The organism is Prescottella equi (genome assembly GCF_002094305.1).
Classification (GTDB): Bacteria; Actinomycetota; Actinomycetes; order Mycobacteriales; family Mycobacteriaceae; genus Prescottella; species Prescottella equi.
Genome location: NZ_LWTX01000020.1, coordinates 1 through 17,474 on the forward strand (window position 1 = coordinate 1; position 17,474 = coordinate 17,474).

Sequence of the window (17,474 nt, forward strand, 5' to 3'; positions counted from 1 at the left end):
ACCGCTTCACCAAGGCACGCACCCAGACCACCGGACTCATCGTCCCCGCCTGATCTCGTCCCCCACTCCCGCGTTTTGCGCACTTATCGCACTCCCGGACCCCGGAATTCCCGCGATAAGTGCGCAAAACGCGGGTAAAGAAGATGTGGAACGGCGCACGCTTTCCGAGGGTCGTCCACTACCGCCAGGTAACCTCGTACCCGATGTCCGAGACAGCAGAAGAGACGGTTCACGAGCCGCTCCCCACGCAGACCCGCACCCTCACCGGATGGGGACGCACCGCGCCCACCACCGCACAGGTGTTGTCCACGCCCGACGTCGAGCTGATCGCCAAGGCGGTCGCGCAGGTGGCGGAGCAGAACGAGTCGAAGCCGTCGCATCTGCGACGCGGCGTCATCGCGCGCGGCATGGGCCGCTCGTACGGTGACCCGGCGCAGAACGCGGGCGGGCTCGTCGTCGACATGAACGCGCTGAAGCGCATCCACAACATCGACTCCAACACCCGTCTGGTGACGGTGGACGCCGGTGTGAACCTGGATCAGCTGATGCGTGCCGCGCTGCCGTTCGGCCTGTGGGTTCCGGTGCTGCCGGGCACCCGTCAGGTCACCATCGGCGGCGCGATCGCGTCCGACATCCACGGCAAGAACCATCACAGCGCCGGCAGCTTCGGCAATCACGTGCGCTCGATGGATCTGCTCACCGCGGACGGCCAGATCCGCACCCTCACCCCGGCCGGCCGGAACGCGAAGCTGTTCTGGGCCACGGTCGGCGGCATGGGTCTGACGGGCATCATCCTCAAGGCGACCATCGAGATGACGCCGACCGAGACGGCGTACTTCATCGCCGACGGCGACGTCACCCACACGCTCGACGAGACCATCGCCCTGCACAGCGACGGCAGCGAGAACAACTACGACTACTCGAGCGCGTGGTTCGACGCCATCGCGCCCGAGCCCAAGCTGGGCCGCGCCGCGATTTCCCGCGGCAGCCTCGCGAAGTTGGACCAGCTACCGACGAAACTGCAGAAGAACCCGCTCAAGTTCGACGCGCCGACGCTGCTGACGTTCCCGGACATCTTCCCGAACGGTCTGGCCAACAAGTTCAACTTCTCGGCGATCGGCGAGGTGTGGTTCCGCAAGGCCGGCAACTACCGCGGCAAGGTCCAGAATCTGACGCAGTTCTACCACCCGCTCGACATGTTCGGTGAGTGGAACCGCGCGTACGGCTCCAACGGTTTCCTGCAGTACCAGTTCGTGGTGCCGCCGGAGGCCGTCGGCGAGTTCAAGCAGATCATCCGCGACATCCAGTCGTCTGGGCACTACTCGTTCCTCAACGTGTTCAAGCTGTTCGGCGAGGGCAACAAGGCGCCGCTGAGCTTCCCGATGGCCGGTTGGAACATCTGCGTCGATTTCCGGATCAAGCCGGGCCTGAACGAGTTCGTCACCGAACTCGACAAGCGGGTGCTCGAATTCGGCGGCCGCCTGTACACCGCGAAGGATTCGCGGACCACGGCCGAGACGTTCCACGCGATGTACCCGCGCATCAACGAATGGATCAAGGTTCGCCGATCCGTCGACCCCACAGGCGTCTTCGCCTCCGACATGTCCAGAAGGTTGGAACTGCAGTGATCAACGCCGTCGGCAATCCCCAGACCCTGCTGCTCCTCGGTGGCACGTCCGAGATCGGGCTCGCGATCTGCGAGGAGTACCTGAAGAAGTCGCCGCTGCGCGTGATTCTCGCTGCGCTGCCGAACGATCCGGGCCGCGAGGCGGCCGTGGCCCAGATGAAGGCTGCGGGCGCCACCGAGGTCGACGTCATCGACTTCGACGCGCTCGACACCGACAGCCACCCCAAGGTCATCGACGAGGCGTGGTCCAAGGGCGACGTCGACGTCGCGATCGTCGCGTTCGCTCTCGACGGTGACGCCGAGGAGTTGTGGCAGAACCAGCGCAAGGCCGTGCTGATCGCGAACGTCAACTACACCGCGTCCGTCTCGGTGGGCGTCCTCGTCGGCGAGAAGATGAAGGCACAGGGCTTCGGCCGCATCATCGCGATGTCGTCGGTGGCCGGCGAGCGTGTCAAGCGCGCCAACTTCGTCTACGGCTCCACCAAGGCGGGTCTCGACGGCTTCTACCTCGGACTTGGCGAGGCACTCGCCCCGTTCGGACCCAAAGTCACGGTCGTGCGACCGGGCATGGTGCGCACCAAGTTCAGCGCGCACGTCAAGGAAGCGCCGCTGACGGTGAACAAGGAGGACGTCGCCGCGCTCGCGGTCGCCGCGTCCGACAAGGGCAAGGAGATCGTCTGGGCACCGGGCCCGTTCCGGTTCGTGATGGTCGTGCTGCGGCACATCCCCCGCGCGATCTTCCGCAAGCTGCCCGTCTAGGAACAGCATTCGCGATCAGGCCCACCACAGTGCACTGCGGTGGGCCTGATCGTTTCGCTCTGGACTACATCGCCGAGCGGGGCTGGGCGGGGACGGCCCGCATGTCGTTGCCGGTGTTGGACTTGACGCGCTGCCACGTGCCGTCGCTCTTGCAGGTCTGGTAGGTGCCGTCCGGGTGGTAGACCTTACTGCCGACGCTGTAGTCCTTGCCGTCGTAGACGCACACGGTCGTCTGGGTGCCGTCGGGGGCGGTACGAATCTCGGCGTGGGCAACTGCGGCTTGGGCGCCGACCACACCGCCGGCGACGAGAAGCGAAGCGGCGAGCGTCTTTACGGTGCGAGAGATCATCTGAGAGGGTCCTTCTGTGTCGGGGTCCGGGTGGACACCTACAACAGTGGCGTCCGCCCGGGACCGCCACCAGGCACCCGAGGGGTCCGAATCGCTCACCCTCGACTCCTCACCCACTACCGCTCGTCCCGCGCAACCTGCACGGGTCAGGGCCCGGACTTCCAGGCGTCGTCGAACAGCATGATGTCGGTGACGGTGCGCTTGACGCCGTGCACCGTCGGCTCCCACGCGGTCAGGACGGCCGCCGGCCCCCAGAGCACGTAGGGCACGGTCTCGTTCGCGTAGCGCTGGACGTCACCTATCGCATCCCGCTTGGCGTCGTCGGTGGGAGCCGTCTGCACCGCGAGCAGCAGGCGGTCCATCTCGGGATCGGCGAATCCCGTTGCATTGTTGCGGGAGTCGCTTCCCATGCTGCCGTAGAGGTTCAGGAACGGCGCTTCCTCCCCGATGGGTGCGCCGCCCCGGGTCAGATCGAAATCGTGGTCCCGGTAGACCTTTCGAACCAGATCGGTGGTGTCGGTCGCATAGTCGACGGCGACGTCGAACCCGATCGACTGGAGCATCGCCTGGACCGTGAGCGCCGTCGCCTGCTGGCCGGGATCCTGGGTCGTCAGATACGAGATGCGCCCGTCGAAGCCGTCGGCCTTCGCCTCGTCGAGCAGCTCTCGGGCCCGTTCCGGGTCGAACCGGAGTCCTTCGGCGCCGCTGTACCACCGCGAACCTTCGGGAACGAGTTCCGAACTGGCGGTGCCCAATCCTGCGTTGGCGCGCTGATTGATCGCCTCGGGATCGACACCGTAGGCGATGGCCTGACGCACCCGGACATCCGCGCCCGGCCGTCCCGGACGGCTGTTGATCACGCCGATTCCGTTCTGGCCGGTCGGACTGAGGAATCCGGTGTACCCGTCGGCCAGTGCCTGATCGATGACCCGTTCGTCGCGGAGGATGAACGTCATGTCGAACTGGCCGCTGCGCATTGACTCGTACTGGGCCTGCGCGCCCGCCGTCGGAACGAAACGCAATGTGTTCAAGAGTGGTTTCCCACCCACGTAGTCGGCACGCGCGGAGAGCAGCAGCTCCTCGCGGGGCGCGAACTTCGTGACCGTGAACGGTCCTGCGCCGACCGGGGTGAACGTGCCGCCCGTGTCGGATCCGGCTCCGACGATCATTCCCGGCCCCAGGCTGAGGAGTGCGGGGAAATCACTCCAGGGCCGCTTCAGCCGGAACACGACGGTCAACTCGTCCGGCGTGTCGACAGTGTCGACGACGTTCGTCCACGTCTGGGATGCATCGCCTTTCGCCGTCACGAAGCGCTCGATACTCCACTTCACGGCGTCGGCATCGAGGACGCTCCCGTCGCTGAAACGGGTGCCGGGACGCAACGTCACGGTGTAGGTCGTGAGGTCGTCACTGCCCTCGAACGTCTCCGCCAGCTGTGGAACGAATGTTCGGCTGTCGAAGTCGTGCCGGAGGAGGGTGTCGTAGATTGCCGCCATCTCGGTTCCGCCGGTCGAGGCGGCGGCCTGGGTCCGTGCCGGGTCGAGAACGGTCGGCAGCGAGTACGACCCGAAGGTGAGCGAGCCACCGGCGGCGGGTTCGGCGTCGTCTGGCTGCTCGCCCACGAAACCGGCCTGCCGTGGGGACGTGGACGCAGCGGTGGCATCCGAGTTCCCGGACGCGCATCCCGCGAGCAGGACGGCGACCGCAGTGAGGCCGCCCACCAACAGTCGAGCGGGCCGGAAGGCCTGGTTGTGCACGTTGTCCTCCGTTGTCGGATCGGTCGACTCACGAGCACGGTCCGTCCGCGACGAGCGGCGCGGACGGACCGTACGGAAAGCGCTGTGACTCAGATCTTCACGACCTTGGCGGTCGGGATCGGGTGCGAGTCGGCCTTGATCCAGCGCATTGCCCACGTGCCCTCGGTGTGGCCGTCGGTGCTGATCCAGTTGCCGTAACCGGGGTCCTTGGCCGCGACGACGATCGTGAGGGTCCCGTCGTCGTTGAGCTTGGCGGTGTGGTTGTTGATGTAGATGTTCGAGCGGTGGTAGTCGAGCGATTCCACCCAGAAATTCTGCAGCACGAAGTTGTAGTACTCGCAGTTCGGGACCTCGGTCTCGATCACCCACGCCTCGTCCTCGGCGAGCTTCCAGTAGCCGTGGAAGTAGAAGATCGTCGGGTCACCGCCGGCCTTCTGGAACTGCTCTTGGCCCCGGTCGAAGATCTCGTTGGCTTGCGGCATAAACTCACGCGACCATTCGAGGAACGTCGCTGCCGACCCCTTCAGCATGCCGATCGCACGGTCGAAACGTTCTCCGAGTTCTTCCTCGGTCAGTGGAACGAAGTCACCGTCCGGGTTCAGGCACTCGATCGACAGCTCACCGGGCACCTCGTTGCGGCGGTCCGCGTAGGTCTGCCGCACGGAAATCAGGTTGCTGTCCACGGAAAGCGGCAGCCATGCCCCTTCGGCCGGCTTGTCCACGCTGGCAATGAACTCGAACCGGCCGTGCTGGTCGATTTCGAGGTCGTGGATGTGGAGGTCACCGGTCTGCAGCATGGTGCCGTCGATGTGGTACCGGTTGACGCGGGAACCGAACGTGATCAGCGGGATGGTCCCGCGCGTGCCGGTGATCCGGTACGTGTACTTGCCGGAGATGTTGGCGCGCATATAGATGTTGTCCGGGTTGTCGGCGCCGATCTTCGTCATCATGTTCGGGTTCGGCGCCGACGTGAACTGGGGCCAGCGCGGATCGGTGTACTCGACGCAGTTGATCGTCGAGTAGCGCAGCAGGCGCGACAGGTAGCGGGCGCCCTCGGCCTGCGTCAGCGGATCCTGCGGCACGATCGGGTCCGACAAGATCTTGCCCACGTCGAGCAGGTCGGTGCAGAACTTTTCCCAGGTGGCGTTCATTGTGGATTCCTATCCAGGAGGGGGTCAGGCGGTGGCGAACTTGGCGTCGACCTCAGCAGCGGTGATTCCGAAGTCTTCGAGCGAGTACTTGTGCGACGGACGCCGGTGGTCGGCGAGGCTGGCCTCGTGGGCATCCGCGATCGCCCGGCGCGCCTCGTCGGAGAACGGCATCGCGAACTGGGTGTAGACCTTCTCGGCCGTCCCGATCGGGTCGGCCACGAAGTCCCGGTAGTCGATGTCGATGAACTGCTCGGGGTTGTGGCGAGCCCGGGCCTCCTGGAAGTTCGCGTTCCCGCGCGCCCACAGATCCAGCTGGGTCCGTCCGATGGTCTTGCGGTCGAAGGCCTTCGACATACCGTGCCCGCCCTGCTCGGCGAGGCTGAAGGTCGACGCCATCGAGGTGTGCGGGTCACGGAAGGTGCGAACGAACAGCGCGTCCGGGAAGACCTTCAGGATGTCGTCGATCGCGAAGACGTGGCTCGGGCTCTTGAGCACCCAGCGGCGATCACGATCGTTCATACCGATGAGCTGCAGGTTCTTCTTGTACCGGGCATAGGTGTCGGTCCAGTCCTGCTTCGCCAGCCATTCCGTGTACGACGGCACGTACGCGATGGTGTCGAACGAGGTCGACAGCATCGTCTGCTGGAGCAGTCGCCAGCATTCCTCGACCTCCTCGGCGCCCATGAAGTGCACCTTCATCAGGTCGGCCTCGTTCGCCTGACGGGCCCGGTAGAAGGCGTCGCAGCGGAGGAAATCGGGGTTCTCGGACCAGGTCTCGCGGGCGGGACGCGGTTGCGGAGCCTCGGCCAGCCACATCTCGACACCCTGATTGGCAGGGTCTGCGCTGAGAAGGCGATGGAGCGCGGTGGTGCCCGTACGGGTCAGTCCGCACATGAAGATCGGCCGCTCGATCGCAACATCGATATGCCCGGGGTTGCGCGCGAACGCAGCCTCGCTGATCAGCCTGCCTCTGAGCGCCGACACGATCATCTTCCGGGCGACCACTCGCCCTTGCGGGGTGAGGTCGGCCTCGTTCGCGAACGAGTCCAACAGAACCCGCAAACCCTCGAGGTGCTCGTCGCCACCGAAATCGTCCAGACCGGTTTCTTCAGACGCCTGCGCGTGCAGGTCCTCGATGGAACCGATTCCGTCGTAATCCTGAGTCATTCCTACATCCTTGTGAGAGTGGATCAGTGGTGGGCATGGCCGCAGTTGACGTCCAGGCACTGCCCTGTGATCGCGCGAGCGAGGTCGGAAGCGAGGAACAGCACCGCATTCGCGATGTCGTCGGGTTCGGGCAGCCGACGCAGATCGGTGTCGGCCGCGATCTCGGCGTAGACCTCGGCCGGCTCGACGCCGCGCTGGTCGGCCTGCTTCTCCACCATCCGCTGGACCCGTTCCGCCCAGATATAACCGGGTGCAACAGAATTCACCCGAATACCCATCGGACCCATCTCCACCGAGAGACTGCGAGCGAGAGCCAGCAGCCCGGATTTCTGCACCCGGTAGGCCCCGAAGTTCGGCAACTGGTTCCGAAGCACCATCGAGTTGATCATCACGACCGACCCCTGCGACTTCTCCAGCGCGGGCACCAGTTTCCGGGTCAGGTTGAGCGCTGCCAGCAGGTTGATGTCCAGACCCTGACGCACCGTATCGAAGTCGGCGTCGAGTAGTCGCTCGTGGGGTGGCTGCACGAACGCGTTGTGCACCACCGCGTCGACCGCCCCGAACTCCGCGAGTGCTGCGTCGACGAGGTTCGTCACCGATGCATCGTCGGTGAGATCGGTCGGCACGGACAGCGCGATACCGCCCAGTTCTCGGATCTCTTCGGCGACCTCGGTCAGCCGCGACTCGGTCCGTGCGGCGAGGACGATCCGGGCGCCGGCCAGCGCGCCGCGGACCGCCACCGAGCGCCCGAGCCCCGTCCCGACACCGGAGACGACCACGACCTTCCCGTCGAGCAGCGCCGGCATCTGCTGTGGTGCTTGCAATCCCAACGTCATACCTGCGCCTCCGGATCCAGAACAACGCTGAGCGAGACGATCTTGCCGGTGTCGTCGAACTCGAAGAGATCGCTGGCAAGGAAGTCGGGCATGCCCTCTCGCTGCACGCGCAACTGCATCGCGGCATACCGGCCGGAGACGACGATCGGCGAGTGACGGCTCACCGTGAACGCCACCTTTGCGTTCGCGGTGTCGAACTCGCGGATCTCGTCGATGCCGCGGTAGGTCCGGACACCCAGCGGCTCATGCTGGACCGCGTCGGTCGCGAACAACGCCACCAGTTCGTCGACATCGTGATTGCCGAGATGCTTGACGTACGAATCGATCACCGAACATATTTCGTCTCGGGTAGGCACAGGGAACGCTCCTCGGGTGTGATTGGCAGGATCGGGCCGGATCAGGAGATGACGCCGCGTTCGCGGAGGACCTCGACGATGCGGTCGGCCGCATGTTCCGGGGTCAGCTCGGTGGTGTCGATCCGGACGTCCGGTGAGGTGGGCGTCTCGTAGGGCGAATCGACGCCGGTGAAGTTGGCGAGCTCCCCACGTCGCGCCTTCCGGTAGAGCCCCTTGGGATCGCGCTCCTCGGCCACCTCGATGGGCGTGTCGACGAACACTTCGCAGAATCGATCGGTCCCGATCAGTTCGCGGGCAGCATCGCGTTCGGCACGGAACGGCGAGATGAACGACGCGAGGACGATCAGGCCGGCATCGGCCATCAACCGGGCCACCTCGGTGACCCGGCGGATGTTCTCCACCCGGTCCGCCTCGGTGAAGCCGAGGTCGCGACCCAGACCGTGCCTCACGTTGTCGCCGTCGAGCAGGTAGGTGTGGCACCCGAGGGTGTACAGCCGACGTTCCAGTTCATTGGCGATGGTCGACTTGCCCGAGCCCGAAAGTCCGGTGAACCAGACGATCTGGGGGCGGTGGCCCTTCAGCAGCGAACGGGCCTCGTCGTTCACGTCGACGGCCTGCCAGTGGATGTTGTCCGAACGGCGCAGCGAGTGCGCGATCATTCCGGCCCCGACGGTGGTGTTCGTCAGCCGGTCGATGAGGATGAAGCCACCGGTATCGCGGTTGTCCGCGTAGGGATCGAACGGCACCGGCCGGTCGAAGCTGATGTTGCAGACGCCGATCTCGTTGAGTGCCAACGTGTTGGTGGCGGTTTGTTCGAGAGTGTTGACGTTGACCTTGTACTTCGGGCGGGTGATTCGCGCCTGCACGGTCACGGTGCCGATCTGGCACAGGTAGGGCCGCTCGGGCAGCATCTCGTGCTCACCCATCCACACCAGTTGCGCCTCGAACTGGTCGGCGACGCACGGCAGCGCGTCGACACCGGCGAGGACGTCGCCGCGGCTGATGTCGATCTCGTCGGCGAGGGTGATGGTGACCGACCGGCCGGCCACGGCCTCGTCCAGATCGCCGTCCATCGTGACGATCCGCGCCACGGTCGATTCCCGCCCGCTCGGCAGCGCGCGCACCCGGTCCCCGGGGCGCACGATGCCGCTCACGATCTGCCCCGAGAAGCCACGGAAATCGAGGTCCGGCCGGTTCACCCACTGCACGGGCATCCGGAACGGTGCGGTCTGCACCGCGTCCTCGATCTCGACGGTCTCGAGGTGATCGATCAGCGTCGGCCCGGTGTACCACTGGGTGTTCGGGCTGTGTTCGGTGAGGTTGTCGCCGACGTACGCCGACATCGGGATCGGTACCACGTTTTCGAGCCCGATCTCGGCCGCGAAGTCCGCGTACTCGCCGGCGATGCGCTCGAACACCTCTTGCGAGTAGTCGACGAGATCGAGCTTGTTCACGGCCAGGACCACGTGCCGAATCCCCAGGAGCGACACCAGGTACGAGTGTCGGCGGGTCTGTGTGAGCACACCCTTGCGGGCGTCGACCAGGATCACGGCGAGGTCAGCCGTCGAGGCGCCGGTGACCATGTTGCGTGTGTACTGCTCGTGCCCCGGAGTGTCGGCAACGACGAACTTCCGCCGCTCGGTGGTGAAGTAGCGGTAGGCGACATCGATGGTGATGCCCTGCTCGCGCTCTGCCGCGAGCCCGTCCACCAGGAGCGCGAAGTCGAGACCCTCACCCTGGGTACCGACCTTCTTCGAATCGTTCTCGAGTGCGCTGAGCTGATCCTCGAACACCAACTTGGACTCGTACAGCAGACGCCCGATCAGGGTGGACTTGCCGTCGTCGACGCTGCCGCACGTGATGAAGCGCAGCATGGACTTGTTCGCGTGCCGTTCGAGGTACTGCTCGATGTCGTCGGCGATCAGATTGGATGCGTGGGCCATCAGAAGTACCCCTCCTGCTTCTTCTTCTCCATCGAGGCACTGCTGTCGTGGTCGATCACGCGCCCCTGCCGCTCGGACGTGGTGGTGAGCAGCATCTCCTGGATGACGTCGGTGAGGGTCGCGGCCGTCGACTCGACGGCGCCGGTCAGCGGGTAGCAGCCCAGGGTCCGGAACCGCACGCTCCGCATCTCCGGAACCTCACCGGGCCGCAACGGCATTCGATCGTCGTCGACCATGATGAGGGTGCCGTCCCGCTCCACGACCGGCCGCTTCGCGGCGAAGTAGAGCGGCACGATCGGGATGTCCTCCTGCCGGATGTACTCCCAGACGTCGAGCTCGGTCCAGTTCGACAACGGGAACACCCGCAGCGTCTCACCGGGAGAACGCCGGACGTTGTACATCCGCCACAGTTCGGGACGCTGGCGCTTGGGATCCCAGCGGTGTTCCGCCGAGCGCACCGAGAAGACGCGCTCCTTGGCGCGGGACTTCTCCTCGTCGCGGCGCGCGCCGCCGAACGCGGCGTCGAACTTGTAGTGGTCGAGTGCCTGCTTGAGGCCCTCGGTCTTCCACATGTCGGTGTGGGTCGACGAGCCGTGTGTGAAGGGATTGATGCCCTTCTCCACACACTCGGGGTTCTGGTGAACGAGGAGATCGAAATCACCTGCGGCTGCGGACTCGTCGCGCAGCTTGTACATCTCCTTGAACTTCCACGTGGTGTCCACGTGCAGCAAGGGGAACGGCAGCCGGGACGGGTAGAACGCCTTGCGGGCAAGGTGCAGCATCACCGCGCTGTCCTTGCCGACCGAGTACAGCATCACGGGGTTCTCACTCCCCGCGACGGCCTCGCGCATGATGTGGATGCTCTCGGCCTCGAGTCTCTCGAGGTGGGTCAGCGCACGGGTCATCGTGCAAGTACCTCCAGTGCTTTGTCCGCCCACTCGGGGCGGCAGATCAGTAGATCGGGCAACCAGGGGTTCTCCTGGTTGTAGACGAGTTCGGACCCGTCGATACGTGAAACATGAAGTTCGGCAGCACGCGCGACGGCGACGGGCGCCGCCGAATCCCACTCGTACTGGCCTCCGGCGTGCGCGTAGACGTCCACGTCGCCGCGGACCACCGCCATCGCCTTGGCGCCGGCCGAGCCCATCTCGACCAGTTCGGCGTCGAGCGCAGCGGCCAACTCCATGACGGGCGCCGGCCGTCGGGTCCGACTGACGACGACGCGAGGTACGACGCGCAGCGGCGGCAGGTCGACCGGCCCGTCCATCGTCGAGTACGTGACGCCGGCCGCGGGCATCGCGACGGCTCCGACGGTGAGGGCGCCGCGGTCGACGAGGGCGACGTGCACCGCCCAGTCGGCGCGGTCGGCCTCCCCGAATTCGCGGGTGCCGTCGAGCGGGTCGACGATCCACACGCGCTCGGCGTCGAGGCGGGCCAGGTCGTCGGCGCCCTCCTCGGAGAGCACCGCGTCCTGCGGGAACCGGTCCCGCAGGAGTCCGGTGATGAGCTCGTGGCTCCGTCGGTCGCCCGCCGCCCGGATCTCTGCGGCGTCGACCCCCGGAGTCGCCAGACCCTCACGCAGATCGAGCAGCAGTTTCCCGGCCTCCGTGGCGATTTCGACCGCGGCGAGCGAGTCTGCTCCCGACGCGGAAGCAGAATCGGATGTGGTCGGGGTCACGGCACGAGTGGTCATGGGAGTGACTGTAACCACAGAATGAACCATGTTCAATCCCAAAACGAACATTGTTCATTCTTGGTGGTCGGCGATCCGCCCCGCTACGGTGTTGCGGTGGGTGAAGCGAGCGGAGGGTCGATCTACGGCGATGCGGAGGCCCGGCGACGCCGGACGCTCGACGCTGCCGCGGCATTGCTGGACGAGGGCGGGTACTCGGCACTGACGATCCGGTCGGTCGCACAGCGCTCCGGCACGAGCACCGGACTCATCTACCAGTACTTCGCCGACAAGCAGGACATCTTCATGGCGCTGCTCGACGAGAACATCGTCGAGTCGACGCGGGCCGTCGCAGCGCTGCCCCGCGACCGCGGCGTGGCCGCGCTGATCGCCGCCATCATCGACGAGTCCGCCCGTCGGTGGGGTCGCCTCGGTCGCATGTCCCAGATCTGGCGCGACGCCGAGCGGCCCGCGGACGCGGAGCGCGAATCACTTCGCGCAGTGCATGATTCGGGTAATCGCTATGACGAGGCGGTACTCGAGGCCGTCACCGACGCGGCAGCGAAGGAGGGGCGCGTCCTACGCGACGAGGCCGCGGTGCTGCCCTTCCTGCTGTCCGGCATGCAGGGCGTCGCCGCCAGCATCGTCAACAACTGGGCGTCCTACCTCGACTCCGACGAGTTCGCGCAGTTCTCGGCAGCGGCGCTCACGCGGGCGATCACCCGCACCGACCCCTCCCCCTGACCCCCCGCGTTTTGCGCACTTGATGCGCTCCGGAGGGCCGGATTCTGACGACAAGTGCGCGAAACGCGGTCAGGAGGAGGCGGCGGCCCAGGCGGCGAGGACCGTGCGGATGCCGGTGATCAGGGCGAGAGGCTGGTCGATCATCGTGTGATGGCCCGCGTCGGGGATCTCGGCGACGATCGCCGACGGACCGAACCGCTCCCGCATCTGCTCCATCAACTCGTCGGAGACGATGCCGTGCTGGGCACGGAAGTACGCAATCGGGCAGCGCGGCACGGCGACGGCCAGCGTGTCACCGCCGGAGCGGGTGAACATGGCGGGGTCGAACTTCCACGACCAGCCGCCCTCGACGGCCATGAGCGACGTCTCCGCCACGTGCTCGCGAACGCACGGCACCGCCGCCTCCTGCGGCGGCACGAATCGGAAGCGGGCGAGCGCCTCCTCCCGCGTCGGGTACACCTTCTTGGGTCCGAACGCGGCCTTGCGGCGCGCGGCATCCTCCTCGGGGGTGCGCTGCCGGATCGGGGAGTCGACGATCTGCACGCCGGCGAGCCGGTCGCCGTGGAGGTCCGCCGCGACGAACGACACGATGCCGCCCATACTGTGGCCCACCACGACCGGACGGCCCTCGATGCCCGACGCCGATGCCACCGCCGCCACCTCGTGCGCCCACTGGTCGAGCGAGTAGTGCTCACGGGTGTCGCTGTCACCGTGCCCACTGAGGTCCAGTGCGACGACGCGGCGATCGCCCGCGAGCTGCGGGCCGATATGGTCCCACCACCGCGAATGCGCCGCCCCGCCGTGCACGAGCACGAGACCCGGCTGCCCCGCTGCGCCCCACGCGCGGAATCGGATGGCAGCGCCGTCGACGTCCACCTCGCCGGTCTCGACCGGCGCAGCCAGCGCCTCCCGGAACCACTGCGGAGTCTGCGCGTGCTCGTCACTCATTCCTCGAACCTACTGAACCCCGGTCCCGGACCCGCGCCCAAGTAAGCTCGGGCCGTGTCGCAATCAGGTGCAGCCCCCCTCGCAACGTCGCGAGTCGCCCCTGCCCGACTGGCCGGTGGAACCGCTGTCGAGATGATCCTCGGGGCCTTCGTGGCCGCGATCGTCGCCGCGGTGGGACTGTTCGCCTTCGGTCGGGTGTCGTGGCCGGCGTTTCCGTCGTCGAACGTCACACAGGCCGTCACGACGGTGGGGCAGGTCGTCACGATCGCCGTTCTCGCGCTGTGTGTCGCCCTCTTCCGCGCCCGACGGTGGACCCGCGCGGCGACCCTACTGTCGTGGGCCGGGCTGTCCGGCTTCGTGACGGTGACGCTCGGCATGCCGCTGAGCGCCACGAAGCTGTACCTGCACGGCGTTTCGGTCGACCAGGAGTTCCGCACCGAATACCTCACGCGCCTCACCGATTCCGCAGCGCTGCACGACATGACGTACGCGGATCTACCGCCGTACTACCCGGCCGGGTGGTTCTGGATCGGCGGACGTGTCGCGAACCTGCTCGGCATGGACGGCTGGGAGACCTTCAAGCCGTACGCGATCGGTTCGATCGCCGTAGCCGCCGTCGTCGCGCTGGTGTTGTGGACCAAGCTGATTCGCACCGACCGCGCGATCGTGGTCGCGCTGGCAACCGCCGCGCTGACAGTCGCGTACGCCTCGTCCGAGCCGTACGGCGCCGTGATCGCCGTCCTGATTCCACCGGTCCTCGTGCTGGCGTGGGGCGGACTGCACCGTCCGGATCGGACCGGCCGCGGAGGATGGGGCGCCGTTGTCGGCACCGGCATCTTCCTCGGTGTCGCCGCCGCGTTCTACACGCTGTACCTCGGACTCTCGGCATTCGCCATCACGCTCATGGCCCTGGTCGCGGCGGGTCTCGCCGTCCGGGCGCAAGGCTCGTGGCGCGGAGCAGTCGCCCCCTTGGTTCGGTTGGCCGTCATCGCCGCGATCGCGATCGCGATCGCGCTTACCGTCTGGCTGCCCTATCTGCTCGAGGCGCTGCACGGTGTGCCCGCCGGTAGCGGCACCGCCACGCACTACCTCCCCGACGCCGGTGCGCGCCTGCCGCTTCCGATGCTCCAGCTCTCGCTCTCCGGGGCGCTGTGTCTGCTCGGCACGATCTGGCTGGTGTTCCGGGTGACCTCGTCACGTCGAGCCCAAGCGCTCGGCATCGGCGTGGTGGCGATCTACCTGTGGTCGCTGATGTCGATGGCGTTCACCGCGGTGGGTGGCACGTTGCTGTCCTTCCGCCTCGAACCGGTGCTCATCCTGCTGCTCGGGGCGGCCGGCGTGTTCGGCTTCTTCGACTTCGCGCGCTGGCTCGTCCTGGCGACGAGCGATAATCCGCGAGTGAAGGCGTCCGTCGTCGTGATCGGACTCGTGGGTCTGATCGCCTTCGCGCAGAACATCCCCCAGGTGCTGTCGAACGACATCACCGTCGCGTACACCGACACGGACGGCGACGGTGCCCGCGGCGACCAGCGCCCGCCCGGCGCGGCCTCCTACTACGGCGACATCGACCGGACGATCCTCGAGCGGCGCCCCGGCGAGCGCCACGACACGGTGGTGCTCACGTCGGACACCAGCTTCCTCAGCTTCTACCCGTACTACGGATTCCAGGCGCTGACGTCGCACTACGCGAATCCTTTGGCGCAGTTCCGCGAGCGCTCGGAGGCGATCGAGAGCTGGACGGAGTTCGAGACGCCGGACGAGCTCGTCGCTGCGCTCGACGAATTGCCCTGGCGCGCACCGGACGTGTTCGTCTTCCGCAAGAGCGCCGACGGCTACACCCTGCGCCTGGCCGAGGACGTCTACCCGAACGATCCGAACGTCCGCCGCTACAGCGTCTCCTTCCCGAAATCGCTGTTCGACGACCCGCGCTTCACCGTCGACGAGGTAGGACCGTTCGCGATCGTGACGCGCGTCGGCTGAGTCAGACCAGGTGGTGACGGTCGGCCCGGCTGACCGTCACCGCCGCCACGAGCACACCGACCACGACGCCGATGAGTGTGTCCAGGATTCGGGTCATACCGGCCTCGGGGGTGATCGGCGACGTGAACCCGGTGAGCACCAGAGCCATCGGTGTCACCACGAGCGACGTGAGCGCGTAGTTGACCAGCACCATGAGCTCGGCGGCGGTCTGCAGGACGATGACAGCGACGACCGCCTGCCAGAATCCCAGGGACAGGGCGATGAGCCCGGCCGCGATGACGGCACCACCGATGTTGCCCACCAGTCGCTGAATACCCCGCTGTACGGTCTGCGTGAAGTTGAGGCCCTGCAGAGCCGCGATCGCGCCCATCGACGCCCACAGCGGATGTGCGAGCCCGCACGCCCACGCGAACCAACCCGCGGCGGCAGAGGCCGCAGCAACCCGATAGGCGGTGTGCCGAAGCGCGGCGGACCGAACGTTCACCCGTGCCACGTGCAGCATTCGGGCCGGGGCCGGCAGTTCGGTGCGAGGTGTCGGGCGGTCACCGACGCCGCCGAGACGTCCGGACCTCTTCACCTTGCGGAGTTCACGTTCGTGCCGGGCGATCTCACGAATCCGGGTCGGGTCACCCTCGGCCACCCAGGTGTCGATCGCATCTGCGGCGGCGTCGAGCAGCAGCGCGAGATCGTGGCCGTGCCCGCGCCGCGCGCGCGAGTGTCCGCTGGCGGCCAGGATATCCCGGGCGCGCCCCACGGCCGCTCGCGCCGCCGAAACCTGCTCGGCGCCCGTATGTTCGAGTGACCCGACGGCCACCAGCGCCCGCGCGGCCGCCAGCCGAGCCGGACCCAACGGCAGAAGCAGGCCCGGCAGCATCGCCGCTACCCAGCCGACCGCGACGCCCACGGCGGCGGCCGTCGTCACCGACAGGACATCGCCCGACGCCGTCGAGTAGCCGGCCGCCCCGGTTGCCGCGAAGATCAGGATCACCGGGCCGGGCCCGATCAGCTGGAAGGTGTTCATGAAGGCCGATGCAAGGCCCGCCGCCACCGACAGAACGCCGATCAGCACGACGGTGGGCAGCGCTGCCGCGCCCAGGAGACCACCGAACGCGACGAAGGCAACGAGCGCCAGACCGACGAGGGACAACTTCCCCGCCAGACGCGGGTACGGCTCGTATCGGCCGAACGCCGACGCCAACGCACCCAACGCCGCGAATCCGGCCAACTCCCGATAACCGAGGAGGCCGGCCACGACGAACACGATCGCCGTGGCGAAACCGACCCGCAGCGCCGGCGCGATCGTCGCGTCGGCCGCCCGCAGGTCGAACGCCCGGCGCCAGGTGCTCGGTGCGACCGCGTGCGCCAAGGCTCCGCGGGCGTGGTCGAACCGGGTGGGGTCGGGGGTCTCGAGCGCCGTCACTTCAACCAGTGTACGCGCACTAGTTCACCAGTAAAATACTAATGAAGTGAACAGTGCTCGCGGCTAGGATGGGGAAGTGGATCCGACCGTCAGCGCCGAGCCTGATTTCATCGACAAAGTCCGTCTGGAGTGGGCATCGACCTACCCGGACGTCGACACGTCTCCGATCGAGGTGCTCGGACGGATCACTCGGATCAGCTCACAGGCTCTGCACCGACTCGACCGCGCCTTGGGCCCCAGCGGAGTGTCGCGCGCCGAGTTCGAGGTGCTCTGCGCACTTGCCCGCAGCGAGCGCCCGCTCCGTGCCAGCGAGGTGACCGCGGTGACGATGGTGAGCGGTGCTGCCACCACCAAGCATGCCGATCGGCTGGTGAAGCTGGGGCTCGTGGCACGGGAGCGTTTCGAGCGCGACGGTCGCGTCGTCCTGCTCAGGGTGACCGACGCCGGCCGCGCAATGGTCGACGAGGAATTTCCGCGCCGGGTCGAGCGGGATCGGCAACTGCTGCAAGGACTCGACGACGACGAGCGTGCGCTCTTGGCCGGCCTCCTGCGCCGGATCGCCCGAAATTCCGACGACGCCGAGCGCCCGTAGGCATTCGACTCGCCCGCCTCGTCCGGGGCCGGCGGCGGTAAAAGAATGGTCGGTGAAAGAGGTGCTGAAATGCCGGAAGGCCCCCACCAATGCTGGTGGGGGCCTTCCGGTTAACGGGTGTTCGGCGGTGTCCTACTCTCCCACACCCTGTCGAGTGCAGTACCATCGGCGCT

General features: G+C 66.9%; 16 protein-coding genes. 5 read left to right on the forward strand and 11 right to left on the reverse strand.

The window, feature by feature from the left end; genetic code table 11:
* The first annotated feature begins 203 nt into the window (after window positions 1-203).
* Both A6I89_RS24065 and A6I89_RS24070 read left to right on the forward strand, forming a co-directional pair.
* Window positions 204-1,628, forward strand: coding sequence for a decaprenylphosphoryl-beta-D-ribose oxidase (locus A6I89_RS24065; protein ID WP_022593412.1), 1,425 nt, complete (start codon window positions 204-206; stop codon window positions 1,626-1,628).
* Complete coding sequence (locus A6I89_RS24070) at window positions 1,625-2,386, forward strand: decaprenylphospho-beta-D-erythro-pentofuranosid-2-ulose 2-reductase (RefSeq protein WP_005516276.1); 762 nt, start codon at window positions 1,625-1,627, stop codon at window positions 2,384-2,386. Before A6I89_RS24065 ends, A6I89_RS24070 begins: the two co-directional genes overlap by 4 nt.
* Before the next feature lie 64 nt (window positions 2,387-2,450).
* Here A6I89_RS24070 and A6I89_RS24075 read toward each other — a convergent pair whose 3' ends face one another.
* The 9 genes from A6I89_RS24075 to A6I89_RS24115 all read right to left on the reverse strand — a co-directional run bounded on the left by A6I89_RS24075 (window position 2,451) and on the right by A6I89_RS24115 (window position 11,638).
* Window positions 2,451-2,735 (reverse strand): hypothetical protein, encoded by a 285-nt coding sequence (locus tag A6I89_RS24075; RefSeq protein WP_022593410.1) that lies wholly within the window; start codon window positions 2,733-2,735, stop codon window positions 2,451-2,453.
* Between the two features lie 146 nt (window positions 2,736-2,881).
* Window positions 2,882-4,492 (reverse strand): ABC transporter substrate-binding protein, encoded by a 1,611-nt coding sequence (locus A6I89_RS24080; RefSeq protein ID WP_060934569.1) that lies wholly within the window; start codon window positions 4,490-4,492, stop codon window positions 2,882-2,884.
* 89 nt (window positions 4,493-4,581) lie between these two features.
* On the reverse strand, window positions 4,582-5,643 hold the full coding sequence (locus A6I89_RS24085; RefSeq protein ID WP_005516281.1) for a DUF1214 domain-containing protein: 1,062 nt from the start codon (window positions 5,641-5,643) through the stop codon (window positions 4,582-4,584).
* A 24-nt stretch (window positions 5,644-5,667) separates the two neighbouring features.
* On the reverse strand, window positions 5,668-6,810 hold the full coding sequence (locus A6I89_RS24090; protein ID WP_022593399.1) for a sulfotransferase family protein: 1,143 nt from the start codon (window positions 6,808-6,810) through the stop codon (window positions 5,668-5,670).
* 23 nt (window positions 6,811-6,833) lie between these two features.
* A complete protein-coding gene (locus A6I89_RS24095) occupies window positions 6,834-7,646 on the reverse strand; it encodes an SDR family oxidoreductase (protein ID WP_044990290.1) in 813 nt (270 codons plus the stop codon).
* Window positions 7,643-8,002: a nuclear transport factor 2 family protein gene (locus A6I89_RS24100; RefSeq protein WP_013414532.1), complete on the reverse strand. Its 360-nt coding sequence runs from the start codon at window positions 8,000-8,002 to the stop codon at window positions 7,643-7,645. The genes A6I89_RS24095 and A6I89_RS24100 overlap by 4 nt, the downstream gene beginning before the upstream one ends.
* Before the next feature lie 41 nt (window positions 8,003-8,043).
* The gene (gene cysN, locus A6I89_RS24105; RefSeq protein ID WP_005516286.1) at window positions 8,044-9,945 is read right to left on the reverse strand and encodes a sulfate adenylyltransferase subunit CysN; all 1,902 of its coding nucleotides are present in this window, start codon (window positions 9,943-9,945) and stop codon (window positions 8,044-8,046) included.
* On the reverse strand, window positions 9,945-10,850 hold the full coding sequence (gene cysD / locus A6I89_RS24110) for a sulfate adenylyltransferase subunit CysD (RefSeq protein ID WP_005516287.1): 906 nt from the start codon (window positions 10,848-10,850) through the stop codon (window positions 9,945-9,947). Before cysD ends, cysN begins: the two co-directional genes overlap by 1 nt.
* Window positions 10,847-11,638, reverse strand: a complete 792-nt coding sequence (locus A6I89_RS24115) for a 3'(2'),5'-bisphosphate nucleotidase CysQ (protein WP_022593395.1) — start codon at window positions 11,636-11,638, stop codon at window positions 10,847-10,849. The genes cysD and A6I89_RS24115 overlap by 4 nt, the downstream gene beginning before the upstream one ends.
* 96 nt (window positions 11,639-11,734) lie before the next feature.
* On the opposite strand from A6I89_RS24115, the gene A6I89_RS24120 reads away from it, so the two are divergent.
* Window positions 11,735-12,361, forward strand: coding sequence for a TetR/AcrR family transcriptional regulator (locus A6I89_RS24120; RefSeq protein ID WP_044990294.1), 627 nt, complete (start codon window positions 11,735-11,737; stop codon window positions 12,359-12,361).
* A gap of 69 nt (window positions 12,362-12,430) precedes the next feature.
* On the opposite strand, the gene A6I89_RS24125 is transcribed toward A6I89_RS24120, so the two are convergent.
* Complete coding sequence (locus tag A6I89_RS24125) at window positions 12,431-13,309, reverse strand: alpha/beta fold hydrolase (RefSeq protein ID WP_013414528.1); 879 nt, start codon at window positions 13,307-13,309, stop codon at window positions 12,431-12,433.
* Between the two features lie 132 nt (window positions 13,310-13,441).
* Here A6I89_RS24125 and A6I89_RS24130 point away from each other — a divergent pair, with 132 nt between their 5' ends.
* A complete protein-coding gene (locus A6I89_RS24130; RefSeq protein ID WP_022593392.1) occupies window positions 13,442-15,289 on the forward strand; it encodes a galactan 5-O-arabinofuranosyltransferase in 1,848 nt (615 codons plus the stop codon).
* A 1-nt stretch (window position 15,290) separates the two neighbouring features.
* Here the strand turns inward: A6I89_RS24130 and A6I89_RS24135 are convergent, their stop codons facing one another.
* Window positions 15,291-16,709, reverse strand: a complete 1,419-nt coding sequence (locus tag A6I89_RS24135; protein WP_013414526.1) for an FUSC family protein — start codon at window positions 16,707-16,709, stop codon at window positions 15,291-15,293.
* Between the two features lie 76 nt (window positions 16,710-16,785).
* Here A6I89_RS24135 and A6I89_RS24140 point away from each other — a divergent pair, with 76 nt between their 5' ends.
* On the forward strand, window positions 16,786-17,301 hold the full coding sequence (locus A6I89_RS24140) for a MarR family winged helix-turn-helix transcriptional regulator (RefSeq protein WP_013414525.1): 516 nt from the start codon (window positions 16,786-16,788) through the stop codon (window positions 17,299-17,301).
* The last annotated feature ends 173 nt before the right edge of the window (window positions 17,302-17,474 follow it).